This window comes from Exiguobacterium sp. s46, from assembly GCF_018618875.1.
In the GTDB taxonomy this organism is placed as follows: Bacteria; Bacillota; Bacilli; order Exiguobacteriales; family Exiguobacteriaceae; genus Exiguobacterium_A; species Exiguobacterium_A abrahamii.
On sequence record NZ_JACSMY010000002.1, the window covers coordinates 187,649 to 206,233 of the forward strand.

The following is an 18,585-nucleotide window of genomic DNA, read 5'->3' on the forward strand; positions in this document are numbered from 1 at the left end:
TACTTAATGACGTTTTAATTGAATAAACGGAACAATTACTTCTTCGATATTGATTCCTCCATGTGTGATGAGCTTATCATTTTTTCGAATGAAAGCATCATATCCTTTTGCAATTAGAGGGTAAATACTAGGCAAACCGGTAGACTGCCATAAAATCGTATTTGGATGATTAGCATGCGCATTATGTTGAAGACTACTATGTTCATACATACGAACACGCTGTCCCTTAGAACTTGCTAGAATCCCTTCGTTAATTTTTCCTGACCCGAGTGCTTCAATATGCCCATGATCGGAAGTTATATATATTTCATAATTGGCTTCGTGAAGATCATTTAACAAGTTGACAAGATAATTTTGATTAAGCCAGTGATCAAGTTCGTTATGAATAGAACTTAGTCCTTGAAGTGAGCTATGCATAAAACGATCGATTACATCAATTACCCCTCCATAAATACTAATAAGTGGAGAAGAAAAACCGTTAATATTACTTCTATTGTAATGCTCAAATCCAAGAGAACGTTGATAAGAGATTTCTTCACTTTTATAACCATCATTTATCCAAAAATTTTTCCATAAATTTGCTTCATAATTCGTTGTAAAGATTGATTTACTAAATTCTTTTGGTTCCAAACCAGAGAAGATTGCTTGACGAGAAATAGTAGTAAGTGTCGGGACCCAAGAAAATATAGCATGCTCATCAAATGCCCATTCAGTATTTTTTTCAAGATGGGACTTAATTATTTCCCAGAATGTAAAACTCATTCCGTCCATTACAAGAAGAGCCTTTTTATAATTATTTGAACTAGCGATATAGTGAGGAACTTGATGTGATAGTTTAGGTGACGGAAAGCTAGGCAGAGAACGTAATGATTCAAAAGATGTTACTAACCAACTTTCAAACAAATTATTAGCATTAACAATAGGTCGCGAATCATTTATATGAGTATTAAAAAGTAAACCTGTTGAGCGAATCTTCCCGATTTTAAAAGCTACTTTTTTCCAATCATCTAGTTTGAATTCTTCAAAATTTAGATTTGCTAACTGATTCACAAGATCGTGTTGTATCTGCTTATGTTCTATTAGTAAAGGTCGAATATAGGCTGGAAAGATGCTTGCATGTGTTACATGGATTTTTTTAAGTAATGAATTTATAGATGGTATTTTATACATTTCTAATTGTGAAGCAAAATCTTCTTTTCGTTCATCAAGATTTGAATTTTCATAACTCAAGATGTCTTGCGAAAATTTTTGATTTACATACTCTTCAAAAAGAATTTTAGACTGTAAAGAAGTTGATAGTTGAACTTCTGAATAATATTTTTGTACAAAATTTATATAGCTTTGAGGAATAGCTTGATGCTTAGTATAAAATTCAGCTATTTTTCCAAGAACAGATTGTTCTGTACTTGCCATATTGCGCATGTCAATGTCATAAATTGATTGAAATAGATATAATTCAGTTTCTTTGGAGGATAAAGAGCTTTTAATATTCATTTCTCTTTCAGAACGAATAAGTAATTGATTGAGTTCTTCTGTACTAAATTGTTTTAGCACCTTTTCATTTAGAAAAGGGAAAAGTAGTCTCCAGGAGATGTTAACCTGAAGACTACTTTTTAAAATATCGAAAGGGACTGAATTGAATTCTTTTGTAACGATTAGTAACAGAGGTTTTTTAAACAGATTCAAACGATATTGTTCAAATACATATCTTAATTCCATTGGATCTTCATAAAAAAATAGTTCATATTCTGATAGATGAGTTTGTATCTCTACATTTGATAAAATATGATCATTGTCTTGAACCAAATAGAGAGGATTTGTTTTTAAAAATAATGTTTCCAACCAAGAATTCAACAAAGACACCTTCTTTTACATATCTAATTTGATCTGAGCGTTATCATAGTACATCAATAATTTATCATCTTCTTGAATGATCGTTTCAGGTAAACGATCTCCAACTGTGATAATTGTTTGGAACTCTTTTTCACTCCATGCTTTTTTAAAGCCGGCTCGAATAGCCTCTGTTCGGAAGACTTTTAGTTTTTTCTTAGATGTTGCCATTTCTTCTACATAGAGATTAAATTCACGAAGTAATGCCTTCTCACGTAATTTTTCAAGGTCAGCTTGTTTGTTAGGATCAGGAACATACCAGCGATGGAGCGCTTTTTTTATCACATTTGGATGTGAAGCATCTAAACCACGCAAATCAGGATAATTACGTCGTAAATACGTTAAGATTTGAGAAGGGACGCTAGATTCTTCATCATCAAAACGTAAAAAGTTTTGAGATAAAAGATCGTCTAATTCTGGTAACTGTTCGTATTTAGAAATATGCAATGTTTCCTTTCTAAACGAAGAGTGCAAATCTTGTCTCGATTGTGGTTTTTTCAATAGTTGTTGTCTAATCCATTCGATAGCACTATTTTCATCTGATATGAAAAGTGTAGTCTGCAAATAATCTTTTTGAGTTTTTCTTTTTCTATCATAATTAGAAACTTGTGAGTATAAAAATACCATACCATCTCTAATAGGAAATCTTTGAGTTACTTCTTGTTGAAATTGAGCTGATGAAACTGGCACATTAAATCCTCTTTGAACATAGTATGCAACCATTCTATCAAATAAAATTCTCGGAGTTCGTTCTATGATAACTGTTGGAACATTATTAAAATCACTATAAATCGGAAGCTTTTCTAAATGTTGTTCTATAAAATTCCATGATGTTTGAGGAGAAAGTTGTTCAGTAGTATTATTAATATTTTCTAAATTAGGTTTATATGCAGAAATAACCAAATCTTGTTTTACGGCTATAGTAGATGTAATTGCTTTAAAGCTGTTTTGTTTTTTGTCTAATGCTGAGACATTTGCGATAATAAAACCAGCTTTTTGCAATGATTCTTGTATTGCATTCCATACATTTGATTGTGAGTTACTGAATTCAACTGTAATCCAACGTCCTGGTTTCAACACTCTATAATATTCTTTAAAGCTTTTGGTCATTAAATTAGAATATTGAGATAGGCCTTTATTTTGTGAAACGTTCATTATTGCTTCAGTAGAATTATTTGTAGTTATATTAAGCCAATCTTCCCACAGAGAATTTAATTCTGAATACATTAAGTTAGCTCCGAATGGAGGATCTGTAAATATATAATCAATACTATCATTTGAAATTAGAAGATCTGTTGCTGAATTTACTGATACTATTGATTGATTCTCTAGGGGGAAACTTGCATTTTTTATATCTTTGAGTTTTCTATAAAATTGGCGAATCGGATTATTTTCTTGGGGAGTAGAACAAACATATAAAGTTCCAGCCAAAATTCCTCCTTTGCCATTTGCTCTCCAACGATATAATTTTGAAAGATTCGACGAAGAAGATGTTAATAAAAACATTCCAAGTTGCACAAGATCATTTCTTTTTAGTTCTGATAAATATTCTGATATGAAAATTAAATTTCTACCTGTATAGAAATGGTGTAAGTACTCAAATCCGTTACTCACTTTCGGTTGTTTTGTATTAACACCATCAGAGATTTCCTGTGGTTTTATATTTATATTTTTTATATACTCATTAGATTGTTCGATGATATTTAAGTCATTTTGATCAGGAATCTTATTAAATTTTTTATTGTTATATACGTAATTGATTTGAACAGGAATACTCTTTGCAAGTGTGACTATTTTATTTGAAATAGAATCAAAGGATTTCTCCCAAACTTTGTTAAGTTGTTTTTTTGTTAAAGAAACTTTGCATTGAGGACAAGAAAAATCTTTCACTGAGATATCTTTAATTGGATCGTAAGTTGCGTTCCAGTAATCAAATTCATGTTGACATGAAGGGCAAGTGTATACTTCACTCCAAATAACATAATTTATTTCACCTTTTTCTCCATTTGTGTGTTTAGTAGAGAAAAATGTAGCAAATTTAGTCTCTAAATTGTATATGATTTTTTGAAGAGCATTTATTTTGTTTACATTATTATTTGAATTTAAATAATTATAAGATATAAAAGAAGCAACAGGTGATAGATCTGAGATAATTGCATGTCTATTTCCTATTTTGCTATTCATATCTATTGAGCTAGATTCTGATAAATCATTGCATAGATTTGCCGCTACTGCTGTCATACCTGTACCGCTAAAAGCATCTAACACAACATCGCCTGGAGAGGTGTAATGCATTAAATATTTCATTATAGCTCTATGTGGCACTTTAGTATGATAAGAATGAGCTCTATAAATTGGATGATTTTTTCCTTCACTTACATCTGATGAAAATGGTTCGCATGAATAAGGCTCATCAGGATCTCTTTTATATATAGTTGCTTTTTCCTGATTCCATGTTTCAACAAAATCGTTAATCCATGGGTTAGGACAAGCAGTATAGTAAGGAGGATCTGAAAGTGCAATAATATCCTCGTCTTCTCCGGTGGGGAATCCCTCAATCTTTTTTAACTGAGGTAACTTTTTTCGAAGCTCATTTCTAAAATAGTCTCTTCTTTCTTCATCATTATTGAATGTTAGTCCAAGACAGACAACTTTTTGGTTGTCTGTCTTGGCTTCTGAACTAAAAAATAACTGTTCTTGCTCATCCATGCTAAAAACTCCTTTATTTTTTTAACAACATGCGAATATGCTGTGTAGCTTGATTTCCAACCTTACTTTTTAGTAAGCATTCAAATTGCTCGCGTACTTCTTCGATAGTCATAGGACTTCCATATGCCATCATTTCTTCGAAGTCATTTAAAGAAATTTCTACTTTTTCAATACCAGAAAGAAGCTCACTGATTATTTGCAATAACGTAATATCAACAGGAAATGATAAGTCTTTAGAAGTTATGAAATCTTCTACTTTTTTTCGCTGTAGAGGATTTAATAATTCAATTCCTTGTTGTATTTCTTTAGAGGACAGTGTACTTATTAATTGATCAATCCAGCTTTCATAAATAGATTGAAGCTGCTGTTTACTATGAGCAAGAATATTTTTATTTAGATGGTTGCCTGCATTTAGACGGAATTTACATTCACATAACGGGTTATTTTGTAACTTATCTTCTGATAGATGTAGACAAGATTTAAGTGAATGAAGTTGGGTTTTCCATTTTTCTAATTGCGAAGTTTGAAATAGCGGAATTCGTTGTGCTAAAGACTCTAAAGTATTTAGTCGATTATCAGATAGTAATGATTGTTTTAAACTGTTTTCGGTTAAGTTTAAGCGAGTCTTTGCATGTTGATTCATATAATTTGTAATATAATCTTGTTTCAGCTTTAACAAGCGACTTTCAATTAGCGACGTAGACTGATTTGTTTTCAAGAGCTTTACCAAATCAAGTAAGACCAAATCAACTTCTTGATTCCACGGTGTTAACTCTCCTTCAATTGATTGAGCAACTTGCAAATAATCAACTAGCGGTTTTAAGCGAGTAATTTCTTGAATGACTTGCTGTAATTCGGATAATTTCTTTAAATGTTTCTTTTGATCTAATACTTCTTGTTCCGAAAAACGTAAGTTATTTAGTTTGGCACGTGTATCATATCTTTGTAGTGTTTCAATAAATTCTTTATGCTTTTGCAGTGCCGATTGGTACTCCGTAATGTCTTCACTACTTAAAAGGGTATAGCTAGCAATCTGTAAACCATTTTTTAATATTTGGCTTACTTCAAGAATTACTTTGATATTTTCAAGTGTCGAACTCGTTAATTTACGAATAAAGCGATTTAATGTATCTTCTTCATAATTAGGTAAACCAATATTATATAAGCTAGCAAGTTCTTTAATAACGCCTGTCGGTAAGCCAACTGGTTTTTTTATATAGTTGAAAACAGACTGCTGTCGTATATCTAACTTGAGCCAATCATTAAAGTTCATAGCATTGTATGACTTACCTTCAATAGAAATTTCAAGTCTTCCAGAGTGAAGCATAGCACCAAGCAAAACGACTAATAATTCTAATTCCATTTTAAATTCAGTTGTGTATCGAATATCATCAATACCCTTTATACGTTGTGTAAAAATTAATTCATCGTAGTTAATAACTTGTCCATTATCACGTTGATCTAAAAGTTTTTGTATCCATTGTATATATCCAGAGCGTTCAAGAGTCACTTGTTGTTTATCATCTAAAAGTACTAGTCCAGATAATAAATCTTGTCCCATTTTAGAAGTTTCACCTTTAATCATTAATAAAGCTTTTTTTACGTATTCAGTCAGATTGTCTCGTGTTAATCCAACTTCTATTCGACCGAAAGATGGATAATCAGGATATTTCTTTGAAAACCAGTCTGTTAAAAATGACTCTGCAGCTGTATCAATAATTTTTTTAGCTGTTGGAGCAGAATGGATAAACAGTCCGATATCAGCAATAGTCGCTTTTTTTCCTTGGTACGTAATCTCAAATGTCTGACTAAAGTTATCGATGAGCGTTTTGTTTAAACGACGTCTATATGCATCAATTTTTGTTGTGTACAATTTCTTAGTACTAGAAGAAGCATTGATAGCTAAATCTTGTGCTGCAGCATAAAGGCGTAATAATTGGTCAAATTCAACATCTGATCGGCTATATTCAAAGAAAACTTCATCAGGCTTTTGGTCATCTTTATATGAAACACTACTATATGGACGAAGCATATAAATGTAGAAATCTCGTTCGGGTTGAGCAGTCGAACGTTCATTTGGTGCACCAAAGAAAAGATATCCTTCACGAGAAACATGATTAGCTTCCCAAACAAAATCATATCTCCAAATTTTCACATTGTTTATATACGTATTATCGTCTAATTCAAGTGCATTTTGGAGTAGATCAAAGTAATAACGATCTAGTTTATCGTCTTCAATTGTCTCAGATTGAACTTGAATTAAACTATCAACATCTATATCTTTTTTTAAATCAAGATAATACTGACCGTTGGATTCATTAGAGGAAATGTATTGATAACTAACAGTTTTTTGTACTTCTTTCAATGCAGCTTCTACGCTGGTCTTTAAAAAATCTGAAGGGTCATCTTCTTCTAACAAAAATTCAGCACCTAAAGCAGGTATCAAAAATAAGTCATCACGTAAATTTTCAGGAGTTAGACCTACTTTATCATGTAAATCATCTGTAGTTAGACGATGTACTGCAAGAGCGTTAATAATTTTCAAAGCCATTTGTTGATAGTTCCGTTTTTTTGCTTCAGGAAACGATTGTTCTACCGCTCGATAGAGGGTCTTGTGTTTGCTAATTACTTCACGAATATTTTGATCTGATTTATTTGTAGAGTTTGTTTCAATATACGTCCAATAGCTATCGTAAGATACTAGTCCAGGGTGCATATTTGGTACCACTTGATCGATAATTTGCTTTATTTCAGAACTGATTGTTTGTAACGCCACACGTTTTTCAACGGTATTAACTCCTTCAAAAGCAACTAAATAAGAAGGATGAATTGGGAATAGGTTAACGTAATTTTCTAAGTCTTCATTTAGGCGATGATATAGTTTCGTAAAGCGTTTTAAATGTTCTCTAATATAAGCTTTTTGCTCATCAGTCTTTTTTAAAAGGCGTTCTGAAACTACAAATGCGATATCTTCGCGAACAATACTTACTTGAACAAATCGTTGATGGATTCGTTGCAAGGAGTCAGCTACGTAGTTAAATCGTGGATTTCCATATAACATTTCTTGGATACCAGCCATGAAGCGTAAGCGTGTTTTGGAGCTAGTTTCTCCAATTTCTCGTAAAAATCCTAAGTCGAGCGTAAGTTCTTGTTCTTTTCGTCCCCGCAGATAATCTAATAATTCATCTACTACGAGTAATAAACCATGATCAGGATACGTTTCGTTAAACATCCCCATCATTCTCTCTAAGGATTCTTTGTTGTTTGTAATCTGATCGTCAGATGGAAATTCGAATTGAATTTTCCATTCAGATAGATGTGTTTCGAATGCATTAATCAGTATCGAACGTAATGAAGTTTGAACAGATCCTATTTCAATTCGAATGACTTTAAATTTCCCTTCAATCTCAAGGGATTTTTGAGCAACTTTTTTATTTGTAATAAATTGACTAGCGTTTTTTCTTTCAGCAAGAGTAGAAATAACGCTCATCAAATGAGACTTACCAGTCCCGTAATTACCAACAATAAAAAGTCCTTTATTTTCAATAGGGCGATCAAATTGTAAGTGTTCAATGATCTCATCTGATAGTTGATCTGCCATACGATCTGAAATGACATAAGATTCGAGCATTTGTTTTGCATGATCTTCAACATTAGCATCTGTTAACTTAATAATAGATTCAATTGGTTCAAATTGAAGCAATTCGCGATAGTTCATATCCATACTCCTTTATACAATAATCAAATAATTTCTTCATCAACTAGTGCGTATTTATAATATTCAGGGTGTCCTACCTCACTGTAGATAAGTGTGTTATCTTGATAAACTCCACGCCAAGCAACAACAAGTGTATAGTTTTTACTTAAATTTTTGAGTAGGCTAAGTGGTTGAATTTGAAGACTGGGATCAAATAGAATCTCAATAAAATCTAGACAAATAACTTTTGAATTTGCTTCAATTAATAAATCTTCAAAGACTTGCTGCACAACAAACGGACGCTGCTTTAAACTATAATTAAGTAGTTTTTCAGACAAACTTAATCCTAGATTTATGTAAGGTGTTCCTTCTTGTTGAGCAAAATAAGAAACACTGTTCCCATGAAGATATTCGTTTACATAAATAATTTTGTAATACTGATCTTGAATTTTTGATAAGTTGTTTTGTAAATAATCAATTGTGTGTGGATTCATATAAAACTCCAATTTACTTATTGAATGCAACTTAAAATTGTAGCATGTTTTATTTAGTATGAACAGGATCAAATTAAACAATCAAGTTGATCCTGCTCATACTGGTTATAAGAGTTTAGGAAAAAAAGATAGTGCTTCTTCAGATAATTTTGCATTAATCGTTCGACGATCTAATAAAGTATTATTCCATTCACAAGAGGTTTCGCTTAAAAATAGACAGCAGTGACATGCCGCAGATTTATGTTCTTGTCCACCTTCTAAACACGTAGGATCTGAAGAACAATATTCACATAATTCAATAGCTCGACGAATCATTGCATCCATTTTTTCAGGTTTAGAAAGTTCTATAAGTCCACCAAGGCTACTTTCTGCGTCACCTTCTGCTGTATGAATTAGAATAGAAGCAGCGCCACTTTCAAAATATAATCTTTCTCGAAGAGAGGTTGAAGAATAACCACTTGTTTCAGCAAACGCACGTATTAACGCATGTGCGAAAGTGTGCATGAGAATATGACGGGGTAACAATTCAATTTCGATTTGTTGACGGTTAATTCTCTTGTTATTAAATATCTTAATTTGATCTCCAAAAATTTCATTTACCTGTAAGCGATTTTCCCAAGCATCAATCATCTCACGATTTAATTCAATAAAAATTCCCTCGCCAAAAACTTCTACTCCTGGGTACCAAGTTTTGCTAGATTTAAAAATAGGAATACCATCTGAAGCAGCTTTCTCTACAAAAGAATCACTGTAATCTAATCGATTAAAGCTAGTTAATGCACGGACCTCGCGCATTAAATCTACTCGTGCGATATGACTAATATAGGATGTCCATTGTGATGGAATCTCTACACTAGTGGCTTTACAATCGTGTTCTTGTAGAGGAGCAATCTTTGTATGTTTCCATGCGCTTAACTCGCGTTGACGAATTGAAGAAGAATTAATATCACCAAAATTTCGATTGTTGTCTAAATATGAAATTCCCTTTTGAATTTCCTCATCAGTCAAATCTTGAGAAGACAAGAGCATAGGAAGAAACTGTTGTTTCATTTCAGCATTAAGATTTGACCAGCTCTTTTTAATAAGATCATAATGTTTATCGATTTCTTGATATATGAGCTCTTGACTGGCTGTTTTAAGAGGAAGAGTAATAACGCTTTGAATGTTAGGGATATGAAGTTTAGTTTCGCCGCGTAATGCAACAGTCATTTCCGTAGAACAATCTTCTGCTTTATGATTGAGAATCCAAGGTTTTGTTCCAGAGCACTTTTTACCAGTAATACGCTCTAATTCTCCTTTTTCTTTAATTCTTGCTAACGATGCTCGTTTTGCGTTACAGCTTGTACATTTCACATGCATTGTTTTGTAAGAACTTGACTTCGATCCCTTGTCTGTTGACAATATCAATCGCGGTCTTTCGCAAACTTCTTGATCTTGATGTGCCCATTTTATCCAAGGAAAATCACTAATATGACCTTTGCGGCAGACCGTGATAAAACGCATTGGTGCATACTTAATACCGAGAGGTTCACATTTAGGATTTGAACACAAATGTTTTCTTGGAGAATTCGTCATTGATCCGCAATTCGGACAAAAGCGCCACATTGGGAAGCGAGAAACTTTTGCACGAATGGTATCTGAATGATAATTTAGTAATCGAACACTTTTCCCACCTAAAGCATTCGTAACAGCTTCATGATCCTCTTCTTGTAAACTGTGTTCATGTTTGAATTTCCATTGATCAACAGCACTTGTAATAAAACTTCCTTCTGGTAAATCAACGATAGCTCCTGGACCAAAATGTTGAAGTAATTGAGCAGCTCGAATTGCTCCACGCTGATAAATTGAATTATTCTTACCAACTGTCATAAGGGTTCATCTCCTCTTCGACTCTGATTTCTGGCTCAACACTTCTTAGAGAGGTGAGGGCATTCATTGAATCCATCGTATACGGTGTATTTTCAAATGTAGTTAGTAAATGGTGACTTAAATTTGTTTCTCGGCCATTGATTACTTTTCGTCGATAAGCTAAGTTTCTATCTGTACGTTCTGCGAGTTCTTGCCATTTATCTAAAACATTACTAATTAATTGTCGTATTTCATCCTCGGGTAATTGATACACAGAGTGAGCTCTTGTAACTAATCGATTAATCATCTCTAGATCAACACTATTTATATCAAATAAGCCGGCGCTATTGGCTTTTGATAGTGGAGGTACTGTTGTTGCTTGTCTTAAAATACCGACTAATACACCTGTAATACCTCGTTTTAAAGATCCAGACGAAAAAGGTGTAACACTTGTAGGTTCAACATATTGATAGAAGGACTGATGAAATGACTTAAATTGTTCGAAATGGAACATATCACGTGTTCTTTGTGGATTTAGCAATGTGACGACTAGTCCTGGATATTGTCGTCCAACACGACTAGTAGCTTGAATATATTCAGCTGTAGTTTTAGGCTGTCCATGAACGACCATTAATCCAAGTCGGTTTACATCGACACCTACAGAAATCATATTTGTACATAAAACAGCATCAAGTGTATCTGAGCTACCAATTGGTTGTTCCATACGCGATAGTAATAATGGAATTTCTTGCGCTCTTTTACGACTTGTTAACTCTTCAAAATCTAACAATGGTTCTGTAACATTATTAGATTGTAGGTAAGTTCTAATTTCATCGTAAAACATCGTATTTGTTCCAGCGAGTTCACGAATTGTGTTGAAGTAGCCTACAATTGTCCAATACGGATCAAGGCTTGGACTAATAGGTTGCATTCGTGTTGCTGCAATCAATGCTCCATAAACATTGACAGTATGAATTTTCATACTTACTCCTGGAGAAGAAATGCCCACATAAAGTCGCCCAGCTTTTTGCGTTATAGGAACGGTTTTAGAAAAAAATGAATCGTCCGGTGATTGTACATATACAGGAAATTGATTAGCAGTACGATCATACAAGGCGCGAATTTGTGCATCTGCTCCACTGATTGTTGCTGTAGAAGCAATAATTTTAGGTTTAGTGAGACCAAATCCCATCATTTCTTCAATTACAAATTCGTACAAACCAGTTAATGATCCCAAGGGTCCATTCAATAAATGTAGTTCATCTTGAATGATTAGATCTGCTGGAGGCAACCATGCATCCTCTCGTCTAATTTGATTATCTGGTGTTTCGTCAATAAACTTATTCAACTTTCGATTATAAGAAGTCTTCCTTCCGAACAATTCCCCAATGCGTGGTTGCCAAGTGATTTGTGCAAGTTTATCAACAGTTCCAATTACTAAGGATGGTAAGTGATCGTAAATGGCATCATCAATTGTATGAGCAGGAATTCCAGTTGAAAATTCGCATCTGTTAAGAGAACACTTTATAGTCGATTTGCTACTTGAGGCAAAATAATCTTTTACTTCTAGTTTTGTACCGCACCAAGGACAGTGACTTAATTGCATAGGATTACCAAAGTCCTCGTTTTCAAGAGTTTCATTGTTACTTAGCTTTTCCAGAGCAACTTTAGCTTGCGCGTAATTATTTGGTGTAGAAGAAGACCCAATCCATAATCCTATTGAAAAAGGAACTTCACCTAATTGAATTGTAGATAATTCTGAAATAGTGGATGAGTAGACATCCTTGTTGCGACGAATTGCTTCCATTGCACAAATGAGAAGAGTAGCTCGTTGAAATTGCTGAATTGTTAAAAGTCGTAAAGTATATCGCATCATTACACTCATACCACCGTAACTCATTGGATTATCAACATCATTTGTTAGACGGCGAGCAAACAAAATAAAAGCTGCAAGCCCTAGATAAGCTTCTGTTTTACCTCCACCTGTAGGGAACCAAAGTAAATCTACCGTTTTTCGATCTTTATGTGTTTTGTTAAATGTACTAGGTAGGTTCATTAATAAAAAAGCTAGTTGAAACAAGCGCCAGCTGCTTTTTTGAGGTTCAAAAATATGGTTGTTATTTTCGCGATGTGCAGAAGCATTAATTCCTTGTTCTCTTTGCACATGCATAGCTAAGTTAGCTAATCGAAAAGCAATCCACGCATTGTTGTTCTCTTCTAACAATTGAATGCCTTCTCGAATTCTTTCTGCTGTATGATTAGCTTTTTCTAATTGAGTTAGTAAAATTTCTTGTTCCTTTTGATTGAGTGTGGCTTTTAAATTAGCTTGTGCATCAATCCAGTTTATATATTCACTTGGTAGTCGGTACAATTGTTGAATGACTTCTTTTTTTTTGTTACTGGCAATATCTAGCATGTTGTATGAGATATCATCTAAACTCTTATGTTCGACAATGGGAACTTCTTCTTTAGGTAACCAAGATGTTTTAAACGAAAATAATTCAGTTGTTTCAGTCCAATCAACACTAATCTGATGTCCAATAATCGGCACTGTACGATGGCGATATAAAAAATTGATTAAATGATCAGTACTTGGTGTTGAACGTGGAATGATATTTTCCTTTTCAATTTCAAAAGCCAATTTAGGTTGGAAAATGATTTCGCTTTGTCGTGGGAAGCGTTGTGTATCCTCTAAGCTCAATGTATGAACGAGATAAATACTAACATCATATCCAGATTTTCCTCGACGAACGTACCATTTAATACACAATGGATAATCCTTATTCAAAATAAGTTCACCGTTACTTTTAAGATTTATTAAAACGTTAGTTTTTTGTGGAGATCTTTTATAATGTATATGTACTTTTTCGTGATCCTTTTCGTGAGGAATTTCTATCTGCTCATACATAGCCCAACTAACACAACAATTAATCTCCTTTAATTCCTTTACGATAATACTAATACCTAACGAGGAATTTCGAAATTTATCTTGTGTAGTTATAATTTCTTCGATTGCTTCTCCTTCTAAAGTGACGCCTTCAATTTCGTTAAGAGGCTGTCCCGTTTCGTCTTCATGAATAACATTTGAAGAAGAGCCGTATGGAAACAAACGACCAGTTAAATAGTATGAACTTGGTGCTACTCTTAGCGTTTCCTCGCTTCCTTCTGACGGACCTATTAAGCGGTTTTCTAATTCTTTAACTAATTCTTCTCTATGATTAGATGAAAAAGAAACATTTTCTTTTTTTTCAGAGGATAGCTTCAATGTGATTATATTATTATTGATTTGAATATTATCTTGTAGCTGGACTACTTTATTTAAAAGACGAAGATCAATAAATTCATCTTCAAGTAAAGTAAGCACTTCATCTACATGAGCTTGATTGTTTTCTTTATTGGATAAAAAAATTGTAATTCGTTGGATAATATCATTCATAATAGTGCTCCTTTCTTCTATAATTTAATTGTAAAACATTTCTATATAAGGAGCGAGGATAAACATGAATTCTTCAGGAGTCATCTCTTCTAATATTAGCTATATTCAACTTGCTTTTAACTCATTGCATACAAATGTCTTAACTTTTGATCGAATGATCGAATATTTAATGATGATCTGGGATTCGGGAAGAGGCTGTTCAAAGAAGGATGCAGAATATCAAGTGAATGTAGCATTAAATGCAAAAAATCCATCTATTGTATTAGAAGATGGACTAATTAAAAGATGGAATAATCAATTAACAAAATTTGATGATATAGAGAGAAACTTACGAAAAAATCGTGAACCTATACTATTAACTCCAGAACTTCAAAAAAAAATAGCTTCTGTCTATCGTGACTCAAGATTCATTGTACTAAACGGTAAAATTGGAAATAAAGACGCTCAATATATTATCTTAAGTGAATGGCAACTACTTAACGATTTAGTTCATCGCTACATGTTTAATAATAAATTGATAGATATTCCAATTTTCGATGTGATTAAACTAGTAAAATCGCATTACGGAATAAATGAATCCAACGTACTATTCTTTCCGAAAGTTGATTCGCGTTTTAAAGTAACCTACCGTAGAATCAAATTGAACGATTATGAAAATCCTCCTTTAGAATATAATGTAGCGGCTTCAGAAGAAATCTTAAATGAAATAAAAAATCATCAAGGTGTAATTATTGAATACTTAAAACGTAATAGAGAGACACACATTAAGATCCGAGAAATTATTCAAAAATATTTTAAAAAACAACCTTATGAAAATATATTTTCGGCATATTATGAAGGTTTATGTCGTGTTTTAAAAGAAGAACCCAACATCGTTATTGCTAATAATACATTCATGTTTGATGACTCGTCTCCTGAAGTCGAAGATTTTAATAATCATAAGCAGCAGGGAAAAGATACAACAAAAGGTTTGTCATTTAAGAAAGAGAATGAAAAAGAAAGTACAGATGTAAACGAAGAGCTTTCAGTAAGAAAACGCGTTAAAAACAGGTCATTTACGATTCGTTTGTCTACTTTAGAACGGAAAAAATCGTTGTTTCATGTTCCGCCACAATTGCTAGATTATTTCATTGATCAAACGCTAAAAGTTAGAGTAAACGAAACGTCTTTGATTTTAAAAGTAAACAATAAAAATCAAGCAGGTAGCAATAGCTTTGGAGACTTACTCTTTGATTATCGAGTTAAGCCGGGACAAAAATTAATTTTTAATGGGCTAAAAAAAGGTGAAGCTAATCTTTTAATTGAGCCATATACTTTAGAAGATAAGTTAGAAGCTGAACGTTTAGATAAAATTAAAGATATTTCATATGGAAATGACCATATAAGTGCGCGTTCGTTACTAGTAAATTATTTATCAAAGTCTGAAAAAGGATGTACGATTGCAGAGCTTGTTGAAATGACACAAAAAGAATATCCTTTTTCACCTAAGACAATTAAAACAATTTTATATAAATATCCTTATTTTATTCAAAATGAAAGTGTATGGACTTTTTCGATTGAACATTGGAATTCCAAATATGAAGAAGATAAAGTATATGACATTAATGAAGAACTTTCTTATTTATGGAGTGAGTTAGTTCCGAATATATACGATAGAAATGAATACCCAGCACCTCATTTTTTCCCTTATACAGTTAAGAATGCACGAGTGGTAATATGGGGAGGGAATTTTCCGTTAAATAAAAATCAAGAGATCAATTTTTTGGATGATGGCGTACTAGTTCCTTCAGATTACTATCAACAGAAATTTAATGGAATTGAATTTACTAGTAATACAGCCGCTATTTATGAAAAAGGGAGAGCTGAGTCAAGCACTAGATTAAATTTTGATCAAAAAGTAAAACGTTTCTTTTTACTATCAGGAATTTATACGACTGTATTTTCTATTCCTACATTTCCTGCATTACGTCTACCTAATCGCTTAAAAGGGTCAACGCTCACTAAATTGATATTATCTGGACGTCATAAAGATAGTGAGAGACTTGTTCCACTACTACTTGAGCAATATCGGATGGTGTTACGATTTTTAAATCAATCAGATCATCATGTGACAATATTAAACTTTGATGAAACTGAGTATCTATATTTTTTATATGCGATATTAGGGTTTTCAAAACCAATTGAGAGAAAATTATTAGTTGAACTATTAGAAGAACGCCAAATGCCAATTCGAGAAGAAAAGAAAATTATTTGGCGATTGGATCAATTTGAAAAGCCTTTTTTTAATATTGGTAGTATTGGATTTGAACGTAGTTATCAAATTGCGGGAGAATTATTTAAGCGATATGACGGGGAAGAATGGAAGACGGTAAAAATGGATAACTTAACACTCTTATAAAAGACAATGAAGTTCCTAATGTAATTGGGAACTTCATTGTCTTTTATATAGTATATTTTTGACCATTTTTCTTTATTTTATCAAGTACAATTTTTTCGACACTTATGTTCAACTCACTACATAACGTTAGCGCATAAATTAATACATCAGCAATCTCTTCTTTAATATTCTCTTTGTTCTCTTCCCAAGCTTCTTCACTTGTCTTCCACTGAAAAGCCTCTAGTAATTCAGATGCTTCGATCGATAAAGAAATCGCTAAATCTTTAGCATTATGGTATTGTCTCCAATTCCGCTCATCCCGAAAGTCATCGATTTTTTTTATTAAAGATTCAATTTCATTCATGAGTCATTCTCCTTTAGTTGTAATAGACGTTTTCGCAATTGCAGATTCGTAGCATAAAGATAAAGTCCTTTTACGCCTCGCTTCATCAAAACGTTTAATGAATTTAAAATAATATCTTCTTTGGCTTGTTCATTTTCTGTTTTACTTAAGTCCTGGCGCGAAACAAAGGCGCCTTTATCCTTATACTGTGTAGGATCAATGATTAGCTGCTGAGTCTCTTCGTCATATTGAATGGAAGGACCAAGCACAACACCTACGTAATTTAAATCAAATCCTTGAATTGTATAGATTGATCCAATTTCATTTATCGTTTCGGGTTGTTCTGCCCACGTTATATTTGAATAACTACGATTCCAGGGAAGGTTGATGCCATCCTCGTCTACGTAATAGTCAGCACCATCTTTTTTATGAAGATAATCAAAGGTTGATACCATTCTTGAAAGCCCATATTTTTGATCTTTTTGAAAAATTGCTTTTTTGAATGCTTCGGGATCTTCGAAGATTTGAAAGTCATAGTTAGAGTCTGATGGTAACGGTAAGATTTCTCGTTCTACAAAACGATTGATCCAATGTAATGTTTTTTGACTAGCTTGCATCCGAAATTGTTTAGATAATCGTAACGTTTTCGTTGCGAAGGGACCGACGATTTCCTGAAGAGTAGTACGTCCCCAGTGGCTCTTGATTTTTAATACTTGTTTAGGATCAAAAATTAGAATGGTGACTTTACTACGTGTGATGATTTCGTTCAGCTGATTTTTTTGATGAAAGTTGTTATACGTATCTTCTTTTGTTAAGAGTAGGTGTGCTTCATCAATTAGTACAATGTCTACCATCATATTTTGATTACTTAATGTGTTTATGAATGGTGTAGGTTTTTGGAATTGTTTCTTCTTTAAATTCGGTAAGCTTCCTGCGATCGATTTATACGTTTTTAGCATTTCACTATGATTGACGAGTAAATAATTGTCTGTCTGATAAAGAGCAGAACTAGTATCTTTCGACAAGTCCTGGATTGTATTGAATAAAGAGCTAAGTAAAACACTTTTTCCTGTCCCGGCATCTCCTTCTACAATAAATACATGATGTCCTGGTTGTGTAATGTTTATTTTGCAGTATTCTAGGATTTCTTGTTTTACTTCGAGTTGTTGCTCGGACAATTCACGATAAGGAGAGAGCTTATAAACATCTTTATTACGTAGGTTTTCAAGTGTTCCTTTAGCAATGCTCTCTTCGAGCAATCGTTGCCAAATATTTTCGAAGACCGTTTCATTGAAAAAGAACTTTTGATAATAATTATGAGTATATCGAGAGGCTGTTTGACTGACGTTCTGTAATTTGTAGTGACCATCAGCAATCAGAAAATTGATTAAATTAGACTCTATGTTATAAGTGGCCGATTGGTTAAACTGCTCGTGTCCAATTAAAATCGTTTGATCAAGTTGTTTACGTCGAGAATCTTTTAAATGGGATTTTAATCTTTGATTTTTTTGAACCGTTTGCCCTACATATGCTTGTTCTTTAGTTGAATTGTACAATAGGTAAACGATTGGATAATCGTCTATAAAATCCGACTGCGTATTGATTACGTCACTATAAGTAAATTTGCGTTTCTTGAAATAAAGATTTTTCACTATATGAGATCCTCTCAAGTTAATAATAAGTGATTTGACTCACATGTAATATAATGTAATTTACATAACTGAATAATACTATAAATTGTAATGTATATAGTGTATGAATTTTTAATATGCTATTTAGTCAGGAGGAGAA

General features: G+C 32.9%; 9 protein-coding genes. 1 reads left to right on the forward strand and 8 read right to left on the reverse strand.

Going from position 1 to position 18,585, the window contains the following annotated elements:
- Window positions 1-3: 3 nt before the first annotated feature.
- The 6 genes from pglZ to drmA all read right to left on the reverse strand — a co-directional run bounded on the left by pglZ (window position 4) and on the right by drmA (window position 14,074).
- Window positions 4-1,842, reverse strand: coding sequence for a BREX-3 system phosphatase PglZ (gene pglZ, locus KNQ08_RS12550; protein WP_214805989.1), 1,839 nt, complete (start codon window positions 1,840-1,842; stop codon window positions 4-6).
- 27 nt (window positions 1,843-1,869) lie between these two features.
- Window positions 1,870-4,599, reverse strand: a complete 2,730-nt coding sequence (locus tag KNQ08_RS12555) for a DNA methyltransferase (RefSeq protein ID WP_214805992.1) — start codon at window positions 4,597-4,599, stop codon at window positions 1,870-1,872.
- Between the two features lie 13 nt (window positions 4,600-4,612).
- Window positions 4,613-8,317, reverse strand: coding sequence for a DUF6079 family protein (locus KNQ08_RS12560; protein ID WP_214805994.1), 3,705 nt, complete (start codon window positions 8,315-8,317; stop codon window positions 4,613-4,615).
- Window positions 8,318-8,340: 23 nt separating this feature from the next.
- On the reverse strand, window positions 8,341-8,790 hold the full coding sequence (brxF, locus tag KNQ08_RS12565; protein ID WP_047391739.1) for a BREX-3 system P-loop-containing protein BrxF: 450 nt from the start codon (window positions 8,788-8,790) through the stop codon (window positions 8,341-8,343).
- A gap of 105 nt (window positions 8,791-8,895) precedes the next feature.
- Window positions 8,896-10,659: a DUF1998 domain-containing protein gene (gene drmB, locus KNQ08_RS12570; protein WP_214805996.1), complete on the reverse strand. Its 1,764-nt coding sequence runs from the start codon at window positions 10,657-10,659 to the stop codon at window positions 8,896-8,898.
- The gene (gene drmA, locus KNQ08_RS12575) at window positions 10,646-14,074 is read right to left on the reverse strand and encodes a DISARM system helicase DrmA (RefSeq protein WP_214805998.1); all 3,429 of its coding nucleotides are present in this window, start codon (window positions 14,072-14,074) and stop codon (window positions 10,646-10,648) included. Before drmA ends, drmB begins: the two co-directional genes overlap by 14 nt.
- 64 nt (window positions 14,075-14,138) lie before the next feature.
- Between drmA and KNQ08_RS12580 the strand changes: the two genes are divergently transcribed.
- Entirely contained in the window at window positions 14,139-16,472 is a 2,334-nt protein-coding gene (locus tag KNQ08_RS12580; protein ID WP_214806000.1) for a hypothetical protein, read from the forward strand.
- Between the two features lie 43 nt (window positions 16,473-16,515).
- Here the strand turns inward: KNQ08_RS12580 and KNQ08_RS12585 are convergent, their stop codons facing one another.
- Together KNQ08_RS12585 and KNQ08_RS12590 are read right to left on the reverse strand one after the other, a co-directional pair.
- The gene (locus KNQ08_RS12585; RefSeq protein ID WP_214806001.1) at window positions 16,516-16,815 is read right to left on the reverse strand and encodes a nucleotide pyrophosphohydrolase; all 300 of its coding nucleotides are present in this window, start codon (window positions 16,813-16,815) and stop codon (window positions 16,516-16,518) included.
- Window positions 16,812-18,446, reverse strand: coding sequence for a DUF2075 domain-containing protein (locus KNQ08_RS12590; protein ID WP_214806003.1), 1,635 nt, complete (start codon window positions 18,444-18,446; stop codon window positions 16,812-16,814). Before KNQ08_RS12590 ends, KNQ08_RS12585 begins: the two co-directional genes overlap by 4 nt.
- Window positions 18,447-18,585: the final 139 nt, after the last annotated feature.